This is a genomic window from Bacillus sp. FSL K6-1000 (assembly GCF_038630785.1).
Lineage (GTDB): Bacteria > Bacillota > Bacilli > Bacillales > Bacillaceae > Bacillus > Bacillus safensis.
In genome coordinates, this window is the sequence record NZ_CP152042.1 from 1,161,391 (window position 1) to 1,178,674 (window position 17,284).

Consider the following 17,284-nt stretch of genomic DNA (forward strand, 5'->3'; position numbering starts at 1 on the left):
ATAAAGAAGTTTGAATTTTAGAAAATATAACGAATGGCTTTCATTTCATTTGGGCAATTGTTAGAATCAATCCTTTAACGTAAGACTTATAAAATTAAACATGAATGTTAGGAGGCTTTAGCCAATGGAGCATACATCTGTTTCATCACTCGTTGTCGTTATTATTGTCGCCTTTTTCACCCCTATTTTATTGCACCGATTTAAGCTGACCATTCCGGTCGTTGTAGCTGAAATCATTATGGGGCTCATCATTGGGAAAAGCGGTCTTCAACTGGTTGTCGAACATGATGCGTGGTTAGATACATTATCCATGCTCGGTTTTATTTTTCTGATGTTTTTAAGTGGACTTGAAATAGATTTTTCTTCTTTTGAGTCAAAGAAGAAAGCACGAGAACTTCCAAATGGTTTAAAAGAACCAAATACATTTAAAGCGGCCACCATTATTTTTCTTGGGGTACTTTGTATTTCTTTTATCCTGTCCTATGCGTTTGTACTCGCAGGGTTTATCCAAAATGCCTTTTTAATGACGCTCATTATCTCTACCATCTCATTAGGCGTAGTGGTGCCAACCTTAAAAGAGGAAAAGTTGATGCAGACGAATATCGGTCAAATCATTCTGCTTGTAGCTGTCATTGCTGATTTGGTCACGATGATTTTACTTGCAGTGTTTTCCTCCATTTATGGAGATGGAACAGGGAACATGTGGCTTCTGCTCTTATTATTTGCTGCAGGCATTCTTCTTTATTTATTTGGCCGCGTATTTAAGACAAAGTCAATTTTTCAGTCGATGTCAAAAGGAACCGTGCAAATTGGGACAAGGGCAATCTTTACTCTCATTATAGTCTTAGTTGCCTTATCTGAATCACTCGGGGCTGAAAATATTCTTGGGGCGTTTTTAGCTGGCGTGCTTGTGTCCCTTCTTTCGCCAAATAAAGAGCTCGTTCAGCAGCTGGACTCATTTGGCTACGGATTTTTAATCCCGATCTTTTTTGTGATGGTCGGAGTGGATCTGAATATATGGGCACTGTTTAAGGACCCGACGATTATGATCATGATTCCGCTGCTGTTTATTGCGTTGCTTATAAGTAAGCTCATCCCAATTCTTTATTTGAAAAAATGGTATGACATGAATAAGGTCATCGGCTCCGGCTTTTTATTAACTTCAACGTTATCTCTCGTTATTGCAGCTGCGACGATTGGTGAGAGGCTCGGTGTCATTGATCATAAAATGTCTGGAGCGCTGATTTTAGTTGCTGTGCTAACGAGTATTTTAACACCTGTTTGGTTTAAAGCGCTCTTTAAAAAAGAACAAGCGGCGAGCCATAAGAAGCGTGTGACCTTTATTGGTGCAAATCAGCTGACCTTACCCGTCACACTTGATTTGCATCAGGATGAATATGACATTCGGATTTTGCATGTGTTTCAAGAAAATAAGGAAGCGCTGCTGGCTGACTCTATCTTTGAAGTCGAATCAATTGAACAATACGATGATGAGACGCTGAGAAAGGCAGGCGTCGGCCAAGAGGATGTCCTTGTCGTCGCAACAGGCAGTGAGACAAAAAATAAGGAAATTGCTTTATTTGCAAAAGAAGAAGGAGCAAAACAAGTCATTGCAAGTGTCAACAAAGCTGAGGCAGAGCTGACATTGAAGGAAGCGGGCATTGATACGTTTTCTACTTTCCTTTCATCTAAAACGGTGCTAAGAGCTTTGATTGAAGCACCTGATGCGATTCGATTGCTAACAAATGAGGATTCTTCTTTGTATCAAATTCAAATGAACAATCATCGTTATCATAATGTCATGCTGAGAGAATTTCCTTTCACCGGTGATTTGGTATTTGTCCGGATTTTCAGAGGGGTAGACAGCTTAGTACCGCATGGAGATACGACACTTAGAAGCGGCGACCGTGTGCTTGTATCGGGCTCCCGGGAGTATGTAGCAGGACTAAGAGCCCAATTAGAATGACAATGAACCCTTGACCAATGAACAATTCCTGATTAAGATAGAGGTATAACATCATATATTTGATCCACTAGGGGAGTCCTTTAAAAGGGCTGAGATAAAAGTGTCGACTTTTAGACCCTCATTACCTGAACAGGTTCATACCTGCGTAGGGAAGTGGTGCGGTTTTTGACTATGCTTTTTACAAATTCCAAGCCACTTTCCACGCGGAAAGTGGCTTTTTTATATGGAAAAACAGGAGGAGAGGAACATGACGTTTTCAACAGAATGTAAAGAGGCTGCAGCAACGTGGTGGAATGGAAGCTTTACGCATCCTTTTGTCAAAGGGATTGGGGATGGCACACTTTCACTCGATCGTTTCACCTATTACGTGATGCAGGATTCGTATTATTTAACTCATTTTGCAAAGGTGCAGGCATATGGAGCGGCGATTAGTGAGGACTTACATACGACGGGCAGAATGGCGTATCATGCCCAGGGCACGTACGAAGCAGAGCTGTCGCTGCATAGGAAATTTACAGAGCTTCTGCAAATTTCTGATAAAGCCATTGAGAACTTTAAGCCTTCCCCGACTGCTTATGCGTATACCTCTCATATGTATCGATCTGTAAAAAGCGGACGGTTTGAAGAGATTTTAGCCGCGTTATTACCGTGTTACTGGCTCTATTATGAGGTAGGTGAAAAGCTGAAACAAACAACACCTGACCATCCAATTTACCAAGAATGGATTTTGACATATGGAGGCGATTGGTTTAAGGAACTCGTTTTCGAACAGGTGAACCGCTTTGATGAACTAGCAGAAATAGCACCAGAACATGTACGCGCCAATATGAAAGAAAATTTTGTGATTTCAAGCTACTACGAATATCACTTTTGGGAGATGGCGTATCAAAAAGAATTGTGGCAAACAGCATGCTTAGATGGGGTTGGTGCAAATGGAACTCCACGCAGTGACAAATGATTCGCTTCCTGCGGGTGAACTGATCAAACAAATAAAAGCCATTGCGTCTGAAGTGGATTTTATTCATATTCGGGAACGGTCTAAAACAGCAAGTGAGCTTGTTGATCTCGTGAAGAATCTCCTTTTAGAAGGTGTGCCGAAAGAAAAGCTCGTGATCAATGACCGAGTAGACGTGGCGCTGCTAACCAATATTCACAGGGTGCATCTTCCAGGCCATAGCTTTTCGCCGAAGGAGCTGCGAAGAAAATTCCCTCACCTTCATGCAGGGGTGTCCGTCCATTCGATAGAAGAAGCGAAAGCAGCAGAGAAAAATGGAGCAGAGTATGTCATGTTTGGGCACGTATATGACACCTCTTGTAAACCAGGACTCCAGGCAAGAGGTGTACAGCTTGTGAAAGAACTGACTTCTGCACTAACAATTCCAGTGGTGGCCATCGGCGGGATGACCCCAGAACGAGTTCCAGAATTGAAACACGCTCATGTGAAAGGAATCGCTGTCATGTCTGGGATTTTTACTCATCATCAGCCGCGTATGATGGCACAAGCATTTTCTGAAAAGGTAAAGGAGAATCCTTATGAAAAAGCATTATGACGTTGCAATCATTGGTGGTGGAATCATAGGGATGTCAATCGCCTATCACCTTGCAAAAGCAGGAAAACAGGTGATCTTATTTGAAGCAAATGAGATAGGGAAGCAAACGACAAGTGCGGCTGCCGGGATGCTCGGTGCACATGCTGAAGGAGAGGGGCATGAGGATATTTTCTTTCAGGCAGGCAGAGCAAGCCAGGCATTATACGAAAAATTAAAGGTCGATCTTTTGCATGAATCAGGCATTGATATTCGGACTTCAGCAGGCGGCATCATGAAGGTCGCCTTTACTGAAGAAGAGAAGCAGGCCCTTTGCCGGATGCAGCATTTGTCTACATTTAAGTGGCTTGACGCAAGCAGCGTAAAAAAATGCATGCCTCAAGTAACAGATCACATGCTGGGAGCAGGTTTGATTGAAGAGGATGTGCATGTTGAGCCTTATGCTGTATGCAGGGCTTTGTGGCAGGCGGCGGTCCGGTACGGAGCAGATGTGAAAGAGTGTACACCTGTGATCGAAGTGAAGCGGGACAAAGAAGTGTTAACTGTCAGAACAACGAAGGGCACATTCACATGTGATGACCTGACAGTTGCAAGTGGTGTATGGTCTGGCCGTTTTTTTGAAGAGCTCGGATTATCGCATTCTCTTTATCCAGTAAAAGGAGAATGTGTGTCTGTATGGAATAACGGTCCAGCGCTCGCACACACCATTTATCATGATCATTGTTATATCGTTCAGCGAGATAGCGGAAAGCTTGTTATCGGTGCAACGATGAAGCCAAACGAGTGGCAGGCTGTTCCAACGCTTGGCGGAGTGGAAGCTGTGATTCAAAAGGCGTCTCAGCTGATGCCTTCTATTAAAGAGATGCCGATTGAAGAGTGCTGGGCAGGCCTTCGTCCGGCGACAAACGACCGGCATCCCTATATCGGAAGACATCCAGAAGACAAGCGTATTCTTTTTGCTGCAGGGCATTACAGGAATGGCATTTTACTTGCGCCGATTACTGGAGAAATCATTCGTGACCTCATATTAGACAAACCGCTCAAAGAGGAATGGCTTCACGCATTTCGTATTGGACGAAAGGAGGCACTATTCGTATGAAGATTCAATTGAATGGCAGAATCGTTGACTTCGATCAAGAGAATGGAACGATCTATGATCTGCTATCAGCCTATCAGCTTGAAAACCGTGTGGTGATCGTTGAAAAGAACCAAGAAATTATTGATAAAGAAGCGTTTCAACAAGTAGTCATTCAACCAAATGACACGATTGAAATCGTTCATTTTGTAGGAGGAGGATGATCCAATGCTGCACATTGGCGGAAAAACATTCACATCAAGACTATTACTCGGAACAGGGAAGTACCCATCATTTGAGGTTCAAAAAGAAGCGGTGAACGTATCGGAAGCCGAAATTTTAACCTTTGCTGTCAGAAGAATGAACATATTCGAAGCATCTCAGTCTAATTTCCTGGAGCAGCTTGATTTATCAAGATATACATTGCTTCCGAATACAGCTGGTGCAAGTACAGCAGAAGAAGCAGTGCGTATTGCCCGTTTAGCAAAGGCTTCTGGGCTGTGTGACATGATCAAGGTAGAAGTCATTGGCTGTTCAAGGTCTCTTTTGCCAGATCCAGTTGAAACATTAAAAGCATCTGAAATGCTGCTCGAAGAAGGATTTATCGTGCTGCCATATACATCTGATGATGTGGTGCTCGCAAGAAAATTAGAAGAACTCGGTGTCCATGCCATTATGCCTGGTGCTTCTCCGATTGGTTCAGGCCAAGGCTTACTAAATCCTTTGAATCTCTCATTTATTATCGAACAGGCGAAGGTGCCGGTCATTATTGATGCTGGCGTAGGTTCTCCGAAGGATGCAGCTTATGCGATGGAGCTTGGAGCTGACGCAGTATTACTAAATACCGCTGTCTCTGGTGCAAAGGATCCTGTGAAAATGGCAAAAGCAATGAAACTGGCGATTGAATCAGGAAGACTAGGCTATGAGGCAGGACGTATTCCCCTGAAAAACTATGGGACAGCGAGCAGTCCACAGGAAGGAATGCCGTCATTTTGAGCACTCGTTATTCACGCCAAGAGCTTTTTCAGCCAATTGGAACAGAGGGACAAAAGCGGCTAAATGACTCAAAGGCGGTCATTATTGGAGCGGGGGCACTTGGAACGGCTAGTGCAGAAATGCTCGTTCGTGCCGGAGTTGGATCTGTCACCATTTTGGACCGAGATTATATTGAATGGAGCAACCTTCAGCGCCAGCAGCTTTACACGGAGCAAGACGTGAAGGATCGGCTGCCAAAGGCTGTGGCGGCTGAAAAAAGACTCAAGCAAGTTAACAGTGACGTTTACGTCAAAGGCATCGTGATTGATGTGACTGCTCACAATATTGACGAACTGGTCAGTGGGGCTTCGATCATTGTCGATGCAGCGGATAATTTTGAGGTAAGAATGATTGCAAATGATGCTGCTGTCAAACATCAAATTCCGTTCCTTTATGGGGCCTGTGTAGCCAGTTATGGTATTCAATTTACTGTGATTCCTGGTGAGACGCCGTGTTTACACTGTCTGCTTGAACATTTACCTGCACAAGGCATGACATGTGATACAGCAGGTATCATTAGTCCAGTTGTGCAGCAGGTGGCCGCATATCAAGTGGCAGATGCACTTAAATATTTAACAGGACATCAAGTGACGCCAATATTAAAATCCTTCGATTTATGGAAAAATGAACGGTCTGACATTCGGTCGGTCGCGTCTTTAAAGAAGAAGCAATGTCCAAGCTGTGGACTGAAGACGTATCCATTTCTTTCATATGACAAGAGAGCGAAGGCAGATGTACTATGCGGCCGCAATACGGTACAAATCCGCAGTGCAGCAGAAACACCGCCGCCTTTACATGAAGTAGCTCTTCGGTTAAAGAAAGCAGGGATGGATGTGCTTGAAAATCCATATTTGCTGTCGTGTCAAAAGGATGAATTTAAGCTTGTCTTATTTAAAGATGGCAGAGCGCTTGTTCATGGAACCAATGATATTGCCAAAGCAAGAACGATTTATCATCAATGGATTGGCTAATGAGAGGTGTGAAGAAATGACGATCAAAAAAGCATTCACAATCGCGGGTTCTGATTCTGGCGGCGGAGCAGGCATTCAGGCCGATTTGAAAACTTTTCAGGAGCTCGGTGTGTATGGAATGTCTGCAATCACAGCGATTACTGCGCAAAACACACTAGGTGTTCACGGGATTTACCCGCTTTCAATTGAGGCGTTAGAGCGTCAAATAGATGCAGTGGCAGAAGATTTACTGCCAGATGCCGTCAAAACAGGGATGCTGTGGAGTGCAGACATGATCAAGATCGTAGCTGAAAAAACGGTTCAATATGATATGAAGCTGATTGTAGATCCAGTCATGATCGCAAAAGGAGGAGCCTCTTTATTAAATGAAGATGCGGTCGCTGCGATGAAAACACACTTGCTGCCTGTGAGCTATGCTGTTACGCCGAATCTTCCTGAGGCAGAAGTACTGTCAGGTATACGTATTCAGAGGAAAGAGGATCGCTATCTGGCAGCAGAGCGCCTTTATGAGCTCGGTACGAAACATGTCGTGATCAAAGGCGGCCATGGTCCATCTGATGGGATGATTACCGACCTGCTGTATGATGGAAAAGGCTTTATTGAAATCACAAATGAACATATTGATACACCACATACACATGGCACAGGCTGCACGTTTGCAGCAGCATTAACAGCTGAAATTGCGAAAGGTTATTCGATAAAGGAAGCCTTTGAAACAGCAGAAAGCTTTGTCCATGAAGCGATCAAATTCCCTTTACGAATTGGATCTGGCCACGGACCTACGAACCATTTTGCTTATCAGCAAAACAGAATCAAACGTTAAGGGAATCAAACCGTCTTCCTTGTGAGGGCGGTTTTTTTGCAAAAATGAAACTTTCTTTCAGAGGAAATTGTCATTCTCTTATGATCTGTGATAATATTATGATCAGGTACTAATACTATGTCTTGAAAAAATAGGAGGCTTTATTACATATGAACTTTTCTTTAGAAGGCCGTAATATCGTGGTGATGGGTGTTGCCAATAAACGAAGCATCGCTTGGGGAATTGCCCGTTCACTTCATGAAGCTGGAGCTCGTTTGATTTTTACTTATGTTGGAGATCGTCTTGCTGAATCGGTAAAAGAGCTTGCAAGCACACTTGAGCGTGATGATTCAATTATTCTTCCGTGTGATGTGACAAGTGATGAAGAAATCGAGAAATGTTTTGCTGAAATTAAAGAAAAAGTACAAGTCATTCATGGCGTTGCGCATGCCATTGCATTTGCAAATAAGGAAGAGCTTGTTGGCGAATACTTGAACACGAATCGTGAAGGTTTCCTTTTGGCGCACAACATTAGTGCATACTCATTAACTGCTGTAGCAAAAGCAGCACGTCCATTAATGACAGAGGGTGGAAGCATTGTGACGCTTACATACCTAGGCGGAGAGCGTGTTGTATCTAACTACAACGTAATGGGTGTAGCGAAAGCATCACTTGAAGCAAGTGTGAAATATTTAGCAGCTGATTTAGGTGCAGAAGGCATCCGCGTGAACAGTATTTCTGCTGGTCCAATTCGTACGTTATCTGCAAAAGGCATCAGCGGCTTTAATACCATTCTGAAGGATATTGAAGAGCGTGCACCGCTTCGCCGTACAACAACTCCTGAAGAAGTTGGCGATACAGCTCTATTCTTATTCAGTGATCTATCTCGCGGCATGACAGGTGAGAATCTGCATGTTGATTCTGGCTTCCATATCATTGCCCGATAAACGAATACATGACTTGCAGCATACCGATGAAGGGTATGCTGTTTTTTTATTTTTCTTCTGATTTGAGCCCTCCGTTCATATATATAAGGAATGAATCATTCGGGAGGGATTAGTATGTCAAATAAAGGTGATGAGAATCAAAAGCCGCTGATGTATATTGTTCAGCCGAGCTATCATGAATCAAAGCCGGCCATGCAAAATATTGTGAGAAAGCGAAAAAAATCAGAAAAACAGCCAGAAAGTGATCACAATGCAAAAGGCGAGATCGAAGAAAGCACGCAGCAGGAGCCTGCGATTCAAGGAATAGAGCAGAAAAAAGAAGCCGAGCTGCCTGCACACCAGCAAGATCGAGATATAAAACAAGAAGCCGAATTTACAGAAGAACGAGATATCGCACAAGAGGCTGAGCTTGCACAGGAACAAGAGAACATACAAGAAACCGAGCTTGCACAGGAACAAGAGAACATACAAGAACCAGAGCTCATACAAAAGCAAGAGCCTCAGCAAGAAGAAGGAAACCAGCCAGAAGGTGTCTTTCATGAAACAAAAGAAGAACCAAGAAGAAAACGAGTGAAAAAGCCTTTAAGTCAGATGAGTATTGATGAAAAAGTCGATTTTCTCACAAGACTGCCTCATAATATGCCAAGGGCTCTTTGTCTGATTGAAGCTGATGGTAAAACATATAGAGGAATCATCATGGATCGAAAAGATGATACTGTGATCATTCGTACAGCAGGCGGGGGAAATCCAGTCGAATTAGCGATTGCTGAGATTTCTTCCATCCACCCGCTTGGTTTTTAACAAAGAAAAAAAGTCCCATATAGGGACTTTTTTTGTTAGCAGTTACGGTTGATGAGTCTTGGGTTTAGGCATTCGATTGCGCAGAAGCAGTCAAGGTCTACTTCAATGCAATATTTTGATTTTTCTAATCGGAACACATCACATAAGGAATCTTTATCTGTAAAATCTAAAATATGACGGTCTTTGTCAAATGCGATAAGCAAGCTGAGAGTTGCGCAGTGATCAGAGATGTGTTCGACTCTGAAAAATGCAGTGCTGAAGCAAGGGCCTGGATCTACTTCTCCGACATTTCCGAATGCGACGAATGGTTTTGATTTGGATGTAAAGAGAACAAATGGGACAGTGTCACCTAAAGAATGTGATGGAGAAAGGAGATTGCTGTAACAGCTGGTCGGGCAATCTTCTTCGACGGCATTTTGTAAGTCGTGAATGTTTTCAACAGCCTCTGCTACACAGTTCCATGAATGTTTGCGGCTCATATTCAACCCTCCTATACTAGGAAATTTGTTTGAGTGTTTGAGCACTGTTATCATCTACAAGCTATTTTTGCCGGTACGTGCATCTACTTTTAACCAATGCGGAAGCGGCCGCTTCTTATGCTGCCTGCTCCGCATAATTGGCTGTCATTCGTAAGGAAGGGGATGCTTTGACTCATGACAAGTTAGATGATCGGCCTGTTGATTTAGCCGTGGTGATGATGCTTTTTATCTTTCGATGGCATGACTCTGTCGACAAGCTCTGGGTTTAAGCATTGGATTGCGCAGAAGCAGTTTAAATCAACCTCAATACAAAAGTCCGTTTTTTCTAGACCAAAGAAGTCAGGGTCACAAGGGTGACACACGCTTAGCGTATGTCCGTGTACATCAACAGGTCTTAATACAGATAACGTAGCACAGCAGTCGTGTAATTTTTCAACCCGGAAGAAAATAGATTCGAAGCATTGGCAATCGTCAACGAATCCTCCAATATTTCCGAAAGTAGAGAACAACCCGCCCTTTTTATCAAAAAGTAAAAACGGAATCGTATCTTTTCCAGAAACTGTTGGGCTTAATAAATTACTGTAGCAGCTCGTAGGACATTTATCTTCTACAGCTTCCTGCTCTGCTAAAATCTTATCAACCGCATCGCATACACAGTTTTCATCATGTCGGCCATGGTGTTTTCCGCAGCTCATGGATTTCAGCTCCTTTAACAAGGTATTTGACTTTAGTCCTTAACAACATATGTATGCGCCCTCTAGTTGGTGTGGGTAAATGACCATTTATATTTGTTGTATTTTTATAAAAGGAAAAGCAGAGCTTTTCGCTCTGCTTTTGGACATTAGAGGATGCCGATTGCAACGATTGTCGCAACAAGAGTTTGTGTAAGTGTTTGGATTGCGATAGAGATGTCCGCATCGATTGTAGATACTGTAACGTTTCTTGAATTTTCGATGACAAGTTTTTGGCGGTTTGTTTGTTTGTGAGTAGCAGCTTGTAAGAGATCCTGCGTGACGCGGTCTGCCAAATCACCGTCTGCGATTGAGATGTTTGTAATGGTGATGATCGCTGTTTGAATCGCTACTTGGATAGATGCTGCAACCTGTGCATCGACAGAAGATACGTTAATGTCACAAGAGTCCCTAACGATAATGACCTCTTCAGATGTCTGCTTTGTGAAGCTTACTTGATCCAAATCTTGTAAGACATCTTCGTCATCATAATAATCGTCACAAAGTGCTTTTCTTTCATAGTTGCAATCGTCGTGGTGTTCGTGGTATCTGTGGTGTCCGTGGTGTGAACAGTTACGATCTAGAGCGACCCAAGAATATGGTTTAGAATCCATTTCTATTCCTCCTTCCGTTTACTTTATTAAATGCTGGAATGCGTTGTTTTGTCTCGGGCATTTACCCTAGCAGGCAACCCATTTTTATTTAATCGTTATTACGCTGAGCATTACGACGCTGCTGAATACGATTTCGAAGTGAATTTCGATTTGGACGTACTTTTGGTTCAGGCACTACTTCTTCTGGCTGTTTTGCTGCCTCAGCCTGCCTTTTTTTCTCCTGCTGCTGTTCTACGAAATCATTTGCTTTCTTTTGTAAGTCCTCGACTAATTTCAAAATCATTCTTCTTTGATCATCTGAAATTTTTGCTTTCTGATCATCAGTGATATTGTTTTTGTTTAACACATCACTGACAAGAAGACTTGTTAATGGATCAATATCCGTATTGATTTGAAATTCCTTTTTTTCGTTCTCTTCAGCCACGATGATTTCACCTCTTTCATACGTCATGTTAGAAAAAGAAAGGGTCAAAGAATGCCGGCTTCAACTAAGAGCACATTCAATGTTTGAGTGAGAATTTGGACGGAGTTCATAATGGATGCATCTGATAATGTAATTGTAATGTTATAGCAGTTGATGATTTGAATCACAGTTTTCTTTTGGATTTCCACTTGTTGCACAGCTAAAAGCTGATCTGTGATGTCAGCAGCCACTTCATCGTCTGGTACAAGAATTTGGATTAAAAGAGTAATGATTGTCGTTACGGTCGCTTGAAGGGAGAGTGCAGCTGTTACATCTGTTTTATGAATTGTGACATTTTCGGAATCTTTGATCTCAATGAAATCATCATAATTGCTGATTAATTCGTTTAACAGTTGTGTATATAATATTTCAGCACTTTCTTCAATAGACAATACTTTCACTCCTTTCTTATCTATACATTATTTAATGCAGCAAGGACTCAAGGTGGAATCGGAAAGTGTGAAAAAGTACAACCCAATTTTATTTCCACTCGATTCATCATGACGGTCTTTTTTCTTGCATATATAAAGAAAGGACGGAAAAAGAAGAAAGAAGGAGGTGGAGGCTTCTGAGCGGTGCTTTGTCATTTGTCGTGTTTGCCCTCGCATCCTTTAGACTGACGAGACTGATTGTGTTTGATACCATTACTGCCCCTTTCCGACGTCTATTTCATGAAGAACAGGAAGAGGTAAATGAACAAGGTGAGGTCGAAACATATATCATCATTAAAGGTGAAGGACTGCGATCCTGGGTTGGAGAACTGTTAAGCTGTTATTGGTGTACTGGCATGTGGTGCACTGCTGCCTTACTTCTGATATACATACTTTTTCCTGTCATCAGCATGTGGCTTAATTTACTATTAGCGATTGCCGCAGCAGCAGGCATCATTGAAACGGTCGTCTCGAAGCTTGTGAAATAAACAGGCATTCTGATCAGACACGCTTTCAATAAATGCATATACTATCATGGAACAGGAAAGGAAGGGTTGCGATGAAACCAACTGAAACGCCGTCACATATGCTTCAAGGTTATCCAGCGCAGTCAAATCAACAATCTGTATATACGAAAAAAATCAAGAAAACTGGCTGCGGCTGTGGAAACAAAAAGAAACCTCAATAATAGAAGAGAAAAACAAAAGCCGGATTTATCCGGTTTTTTTGTTGCCCTTTTTTTGAGTGGTGCATATGTAAGAGAGAAGGGGTGACCAGAATGGATGCATTCGAACAATTAATCGGTTCCTTGTTCACTAAACCCCATGATGGGAAAGAACAAGCGCACGAAAAGGCTGAAATGGATCTATCGGATAAAGCGCATGATCTTGAGGAGCACTTAAAAGCATTTGGCGTGAAGATGGAGGCTTTTGCAAAAGAAACAGAAGCATTCATGATGCGTCATACAGAGGCAGATTACGTCTTTAAACAGCAGAAATAAAAATTCCGCACTTTTTTATGTGATCGTCCAAACCATTTCTTGCATTTTTCATACTTTGTAAGGGAGAAGAGGAGGTGCTTAAATATGAGTTACGGTTACGGTGGCGGTTCTTGCGGCGGCTACGGTGGAGGCTACGGCGGCGGATATGGATCAACATTTGTTCTTGTTGTCGTGCTTTTCATCCTTCTAATCATCGTTGGTGCTTCTTTCTTTAACTACTAAAAAGTAAGAAGGTGAGGGAAGCAAGGGGGAAGCCTTTTGCTTTCCTTTCTCTTTGGTCAAACAAGGTTTTAGGATAGGCACATATCCCGCCTATTTTCATATAGTAAGGTGATTACTCCACAAAGAGGAGGCAAATGAATGGATAATAAATTCTTTAAAAGCGTAGAAAACAAAACCGGTGTGAATATGAATGATGTGTTTAAACTTGCAGGTTCTTTGCAAAATGCCAACTTTAAAGATGAGAATACCGTTCGAGGTGTCATTAAAAAAGTAGCGCAGCTTGCGAACAAACGTGTACCTAAAGAAATGGAAGACAAAATCGTTCAATCGATTACTAGTGGAAAAGAAAAGCTTGATTTCAATACAATCGCTAAAATGATGAATAACAAAAAATAAACAACAGGCTCTCCGTTTAAAGGGGGGCCTGTTGTTTTTTTGTAAATAATTCACGGTTTTTCTTTAGAAGAGGATACAAAAAGCGAGAACGATGAGCCGTTTTGCCTCGTCTAAATGAAGGAACAGACAGATAAAGAGATTGTTCAGCTCTTGTCATGGCCACGTATAATAAACGGCGCTCTTCTTCCAGCGCTTCTTCATCACCGTTTCTGAGTTCATCCAGTGAGAAATCATGAGGCAATGCCCCATCGACCACACAAGTGATGTATACTGTCTGGAATTCAAGTCCCTTTGCACGGTGGATCGTCATGAGCTGAACACCGGGTTCATCTGTTTTTTCCTTTTCGGCAGATTTCATATGTTCGGCATGTGCGAGAAAGGCTTCAATCGTTTCAAAGCGTCTGGCAGCTGTTTTCACATCACGTACATCATCTGTCCCTTTTTCAAGTACATTCGTATCGTTCACCCGTTTTTTTAAGTAATCACCGAGTCCCATCTTTTGTTCAATAAATGTCACCGCGTCCGATGGCTTTAATGTTCGTAACGTTCGGAACAAAGGAACGATTGATTGCAGCTTTTTCCGTTGAAACGGCTGTATATCTGTCAGCTTTCCGAGCGCATCTACCATTGAACAATCCTCTGTGATAGTCAGTGCCTTTAGTGTATTCAGCGTTTGCTGCTTTAAAAAGAAAACCGGCAGCAGCTGTTTCATGGCGGCCACATCATCTGCATCCTGACTTAAGGAAAGAAAGGCGAGGAGTACCCGAACAATTCGTCTGCTGTAGAAGGCTTTAACGCCAGCATCCGTTTCATACGGAATGGCCGACTGATGCAGTCGTTCATAAATCGCACGGCCGCCTGTATTCGTACGAAACAGCACGCAGAAGTCATTCGGCTTTGCGCCGTTTTTAATTTTCTCCTGAATATCTGCGACAATCATCGTCGCTTCCTCTTCTTCATCATATGGATAAAAGAGCGTCGGCGAAATTTTCTCCGCCCGAACGGCTTTTAACGTCTTCTCATAACGATGCTGATTTTTCTTAATAATCGCATCTGCACTTGCGACAATTGTATGATGAGAGCGGTAATTCGCATGTAAATGGACGATCTGAGCCGAAGGATAATCCTGTTTGAATTCAAGGATGAAAGCAGGATTGCTACCCCTAAATGCGTAAATGGCTTGATCATCGTCCCCTACACAAAATAACTGCTCTGATTCTCCGGCTAAAAGTTGAATCAAGCGATATTGCACTGGATTAATATCCTGAAATTCATCCACTAAAATATACTGGAATCGTTCTTGATACCGTTTTAACAGTTTAGGCTGTTCTGTCAGCATATGTAAGCAGGCAATCGCCATATCATCAAAGTCAAATTGCTGATGATCTCGTTTTTGCTGTTCATATGATTGATAGATCGTCCACATGTGTTTTTCCTTTTCATCCTTCAAATCAGGAAGTTCACCTGGTAAAAAGGCATTTTTCCAATAGCCGATGGATTGCAGCACTTGATCAGTAGGGTAGTCTTTCTCATCAAGTCCTTCATTCATTATGGCTTTTCGAATGTATTGCTCCTTTTGCCAGTCAAACTTGATCAGATGCTGGCCGTTCCATTTATTTGCGTCATCGTGAAGCAGCATTTTATAAAAAAGACTGTGGAAGGTGCCTGTCACCACTTGGCTGGCTTGTGAAGGATGAAGCTGGTATTGCTTGCGCAGTCTTTCTTTCATCTCACTGCTCGCTTTTGTAGTAAAAGTTACGAGTAAAATATGGTGAGCAGGAATATGATGATGGGACATGAGATAAGCCGCTCTAGCCGTCAGGACTCTTGTTTTCCCGCTGCCGGCACCAGCCAGCACAAGCATCGGACCATCTAAATGTGTGACAGCTTGAAGCTGCGGTGTGCTAAAGGTGATATGCGGGAAGAGGTCGATCGTATGAACTTGTTCATTTTCTTCTAAATGTAAGGCGTCGCTAAATTGAATCGACTTTGGTTCCTGCCAGTCATATGATTCGCTAGTTTGCGAGATGATCTGTTTGCCGGTTGGAAAACGGAAGCCGCCAAGTTCTTTATAGGAAGCCTTTTCCTCCTGTTCAGCCGTTTGATTATGATCTGCTTGTTCTTCAGCTTGTTCACAAATCTCTTGCTGAGACATATGCTTATGAATAAAGGCAGGTTCATCATGTATATTTAATCTAAAAAAGACCGGTTGTCCGCAATATGGGCAGAATAATTGTCCTTTTTTTCCCTCGTCATGGAGGAATTGATAATGTTCTCTCGAATACGTATGTAATGAGATCGTTCGATCATGTCGTCGTGCGCATTTCAAAGCTAGTCCTCCAATAGTCAATCAATCTTAAAATGAAACACATCTAATCATATCAAATGAGGCGTGTTTCAAACAGTCATAATTAGGGAATAGTAGAGTAAGAGAGAAGCAAAGGAGGCGTTCTTGATGGGATATATAGCCCCGATTCAGCCGGATCTGTATTTTCAATATATCAATCGTCCAGCTCCTCAGGATAAAGAAGACTACGCGAAAGTAACAAAGGTTACTCGCACCTTTCATGACAAGATTTACAGAGAGCTGGAGAAAAAAGAGGACTTAGTGACAGAAGCGGAAACGAAAGTACAGCAAAAAAAGCGGGAACGCTTTGTACGAGATATGTTTATGGAGGAAGGAAAAGGCGTTCATATCAATACGTATATATAAATGATTGCGCTTTCTTCCATTGGCGAACGATAATGAAAAAGAAAAAGCCAGGGCATTTTGAATGCTCTGGCTTTTCTTTTGGTCAAATAGACAGTGTTTTTGTCATTTTGACATGGGTGATTCCCGCTTCTTCAAACGGTTCAGAAACCGCTTTGTAGCCTTTCTTTTCGTAGAAAGGAAGCGCATGGACTTGGGCATGCATCACCGCTTCTTTTGCTCCATTAGCAATTGCTTCTGTTTCTAGCGCCTCTAATAGCTTAAGGCCAAGGCCGAAGGAGCGCGCCTCTTTTAACACACAAATTCTTTCTAGCTTTGCCTTTGATCCCTCAATGATCCGCAGTCTAGCGGCCGCCTGAGGCTTTTTGTCATCATTGTAAATGACAAAATGGGTGGCTTTGTCCTCTAGTTCATCTATTTCGATCTCTACTGGAACTTCTTGTTCTTTGACGAATACTTCTTTTCGAACGTAATATGCATCTTCTCGTTGTGTTTGTTCTGTTGCGATGACTGTTTTCAAATGTCTTTAACCCTCTTCTCCTAAAATAAATGTTTCATAGACGGTCCAAGATCCGTTTTCTAATTGATATAAAAGGTGGAAGCGATCCACTGTTTCTTCATGGTCAATCTTTCTCAGCTTTAATGTGCCAAGTACGTCTGAATGCTCATCATCTGATAGTTTTTGAGCCACTGTGACATGTGGAACAAAGGCATATTCAGGTGTACCAGCCAGTGGCTCTGCGTACAATCTTTCATTGAGCGCCATGATGTCCTCGTTCGGTTCTACTTTCATATAAATGACGTTGTTTACAGGAGCGAATGAACTGAATTTTTTAATACGTAACGTAATAGGAGAAGCATTTTTTGCATAATCTCTTAACGTTGAGACGACCTCAGCCGCTTCTAGATCCGTTAATTCAAAAGGTGTTCTTAATGTTAAATGAGGCGGTATGAGTGCATAGTTCGGATCATAACGCTTCCGGTAAGAGTTCGCAATATCTTGCAATTTTTTCGATGGAAATATAACAACTCCGTATTTCATCATGTTCCCTCCTGAATAAGAAAGTATTTATTATTGTTTATTATAACAAAAT

General features: G+C 42.3%; 24 protein-coding genes and 1 riboswitch. Of the genes, 16 read left to right on the forward strand and 8 right to left on the reverse strand.

Annotated features, from left to right (window positions below; translation table 11 throughout):
* Positions 1 to 124: 124 nt before the first annotated feature.
* From MHI46_RS05800 to MHI46_RS05845, 10 genes are all read left to right on the forward strand, one after another.
* The gene (locus MHI46_RS05800) at positions 125 to 1,966 is read left to right on the forward strand and encodes a monovalent cation:proton antiporter family protein (RefSeq protein ID WP_251181111.1); all 1,842 of its coding nucleotides are present in this window, start codon (positions 125 to 127) and stop codon (positions 1,964 to 1,966) included.
* Between the two features lie 59 nt (positions 1,967 to 2,025).
* A riboswitch (TPP riboswitch) is annotated at positions 2,026 to 2,135 on the forward strand.
* 78 nt (positions 2,136 to 2,213) lie between these two features.
* Positions 2,214 to 2,924, forward strand: a complete 711-nt coding sequence (tenA, locus tag MHI46_RS05805) for a thiaminase II (RefSeq protein ID WP_251181110.1) — start codon at positions 2,214 to 2,216, stop codon at positions 2,922 to 2,924.
* On the forward strand, positions 2,899 to 3,516 hold the full coding sequence (gene tenI / locus MHI46_RS05810; RefSeq protein WP_247544370.1) for a thiazole tautomerase TenI: 618 nt from the start codon (positions 2,899 to 2,901) through the stop codon (positions 3,514 to 3,516). The genes tenA and tenI overlap by 26 nt, the downstream gene beginning before the upstream one ends.
* Positions 3,500 to 4,612, forward strand: coding sequence for a glycine oxidase ThiO (thiO, locus tag MHI46_RS05815; protein WP_251181109.1), 1,113 nt, complete (start codon positions 3,500 to 3,502; stop codon positions 4,610 to 4,612). Before tenI ends, thiO begins: the two co-directional genes overlap by 17 nt.
* Complete coding sequence (gene thiS, locus MHI46_RS05820; RefSeq protein WP_039177840.1) at positions 4,609 to 4,812, forward strand: sulfur carrier protein ThiS; 204 nt, start codon at positions 4,609 to 4,611, stop codon at positions 4,810 to 4,812. The genes thiO and thiS overlap by 4 nt, the downstream gene beginning before the upstream one ends.
* 4 nt (positions 4,813 to 4,816) lie before the next feature.
* Entirely contained in the window at positions 4,817 to 5,584 is a 768-nt protein-coding gene (locus tag MHI46_RS05825; RefSeq protein WP_342503163.1) for a thiazole synthase, read from the forward strand.
* Positions 5,581 to 6,594 (forward strand): thiazole biosynthesis adenylyltransferase ThiF, encoded by a 1,014-nt coding sequence (locus tag MHI46_RS05830; protein ID WP_064498309.1) that lies wholly within the window; start codon positions 5,581 to 5,583, stop codon positions 6,592 to 6,594. Before MHI46_RS05825 ends, MHI46_RS05830 begins: the two co-directional genes overlap by 4 nt.
* A gap of 16 nt (positions 6,595 to 6,610) precedes the next feature.
* The gene (gene thiD, locus MHI46_RS05835; RefSeq protein WP_064498310.1) at positions 6,611 to 7,417 is read left to right on the forward strand and encodes a bifunctional hydroxymethylpyrimidine kinase/phosphomethylpyrimidine kinase; all 807 of its coding nucleotides are present in this window, start codon (positions 6,611 to 6,613) and stop codon (positions 7,415 to 7,417) included.
* 149 nt (positions 7,418 to 7,566) lie between these two features.
* Positions 7,567 to 8,343: an enoyl-ACP reductase FabI gene (gene fabI / locus MHI46_RS05840; RefSeq protein WP_039177844.1), complete on the forward strand. Its 777-nt coding sequence runs from the start codon at positions 7,567 to 7,569 to the stop codon at positions 8,341 to 8,343.
* A 114-nt stretch (positions 8,344 to 8,457) separates the two neighbouring features.
* Positions 8,458 to 9,144 (forward strand): CotO family spore coat protein, encoded by a 687-nt coding sequence (locus MHI46_RS05845; protein WP_064498311.1) that lies wholly within the window; start codon positions 8,458 to 8,460, stop codon positions 9,142 to 9,144.
* A 35-nt stretch (positions 9,145 to 9,179) separates the two neighbouring features.
* Here the strand turns inward: MHI46_RS05845 and MHI46_RS05850 are convergent, their stop codons facing one another.
* The 5 genes from MHI46_RS05850 to MHI46_RS05870 form a co-directional block, all read right to left on the reverse strand.
* A complete protein-coding gene (locus MHI46_RS05850; RefSeq protein WP_039177847.1) occupies positions 9,180 to 9,623 on the reverse strand; it encodes a CotY/CotZ family spore coat protein in 444 nt (147 codons plus the stop codon).
* A 203-nt stretch (positions 9,624 to 9,826) separates the two neighbouring features.
* Positions 9,827 to 10,318: a CotY/CotZ family spore coat protein gene (locus MHI46_RS05855; protein WP_003211658.1), complete on the reverse strand. Its 492-nt coding sequence runs from the start codon at positions 10,316 to 10,318 to the stop codon at positions 9,827 to 9,829.
* A 146-nt stretch (positions 10,319 to 10,464) separates the two neighbouring features.
* A complete protein-coding gene (locus MHI46_RS05860; protein ID WP_039177849.1) occupies positions 10,465 to 10,968 on the reverse strand; it encodes a spore coat protein in 504 nt (167 codons plus the stop codon).
* A gap of 88 nt (positions 10,969 to 11,056) precedes the next feature.
* Positions 11,057 to 11,392 (reverse strand): hypothetical protein, encoded by a 336-nt coding sequence (locus MHI46_RS05865; RefSeq protein WP_024425013.1) that lies wholly within the window; start codon positions 11,390 to 11,392, stop codon positions 11,057 to 11,059.
* Between the two features lie 44 nt (positions 11,393 to 11,436).
* The gene (locus MHI46_RS05870; RefSeq protein WP_228285950.1) at positions 11,437 to 11,832 is read right to left on the reverse strand and encodes a spore coat protein; all 396 of its coding nucleotides are present in this window, start codon (positions 11,830 to 11,832) and stop codon (positions 11,437 to 11,439) included.
* Between the two features lie 167 nt (positions 11,833 to 11,999).
* Between MHI46_RS05870 and MHI46_RS05875 the strand changes: the two genes are divergently transcribed.
* The 5 genes from MHI46_RS05875 to MHI46_RS05895 all read left to right on the forward strand — a co-directional run bounded on the left by MHI46_RS05875 (position 12,000) and on the right by MHI46_RS05895 (position 13,480).
* Positions 12,000 to 12,350, forward strand: coding sequence for a DUF1360 domain-containing protein (locus MHI46_RS05875; RefSeq protein ID WP_047201814.1), 351 nt, complete (start codon positions 12,000 to 12,002; stop codon positions 12,348 to 12,350).
* A 71-nt stretch (positions 12,351 to 12,421) separates the two neighbouring features.
* Positions 12,422 to 12,550, forward strand: coding sequence for a hypothetical protein (locus MHI46_RS05880; RefSeq protein WP_254967544.1), 129 nt, complete (start codon positions 12,422 to 12,424; stop codon positions 12,548 to 12,550).
* A gap of 90 nt (positions 12,551 to 12,640) precedes the next feature.
* A complete protein-coding gene (locus tag MHI46_RS05885; RefSeq protein ID WP_025093421.1) occupies positions 12,641 to 12,862 on the forward strand; it encodes a hypothetical protein in 222 nt (73 codons plus the stop codon).
* Positions 12,863 to 12,946: 84 nt separating this feature from the next.
* Entirely contained in the window at positions 12,947 to 13,084 is a 138-nt protein-coding gene (locus MHI46_RS05890) for a YjcZ family sporulation protein (RefSeq protein ID WP_024426457.1), read from the forward strand.
* A 138-nt stretch (positions 13,085 to 13,222) separates the two neighbouring features.
* A complete protein-coding gene (locus tag MHI46_RS05895) occupies positions 13,223 to 13,480 on the forward strand; it encodes a stage VI sporulation protein F (protein WP_008348417.1) in 258 nt (85 codons plus the stop codon).
* A gap of 16 nt (positions 13,481 to 13,496) precedes the next feature.
* Here MHI46_RS05895 and MHI46_RS05900 read toward each other — a convergent pair whose 3' ends face one another.
* Entirely contained in the window at positions 13,497 to 15,809 is a 2,313-nt protein-coding gene (locus MHI46_RS05900) for an ATP-dependent helicase (RefSeq protein ID WP_126682001.1), read from the reverse strand.
* A 126-nt stretch (positions 15,810 to 15,935) separates the two neighbouring features.
* On the opposite strand from MHI46_RS05900, the gene MHI46_RS05905 reads away from it, so the two are divergent.
* On the forward strand, positions 15,936 to 16,193 hold the full coding sequence (locus MHI46_RS05905; RefSeq protein ID WP_003210759.1) for a hypothetical protein: 258 nt from the start codon (positions 15,936 to 15,938) through the stop codon (positions 16,191 to 16,193).
* Between the two features lie 82 nt (positions 16,194 to 16,275).
* Here the strand turns inward: MHI46_RS05905 and MHI46_RS05910 are convergent, their stop codons facing one another.
* Together MHI46_RS05910 and MHI46_RS05915 are read right to left on the reverse strand one after the other, a co-directional pair.
* On the reverse strand, positions 16,276 to 16,710 hold the full coding sequence (locus MHI46_RS05910) for a GNAT family N-acetyltransferase (protein WP_342503164.1): 435 nt from the start codon (positions 16,708 to 16,710) through the stop codon (positions 16,276 to 16,278).
* 6 nt (positions 16,711 to 16,716) lie between these two features.
* The gene (locus MHI46_RS05915) at positions 16,717 to 17,232 is read right to left on the reverse strand and encodes a YjcG family protein (protein WP_039177859.1); all 516 of its coding nucleotides are present in this window, start codon (positions 17,230 to 17,232) and stop codon (positions 16,717 to 16,719) included.
* Between the last annotated feature and the right edge of the window lie 52 nt (positions 17,233 to 17,284).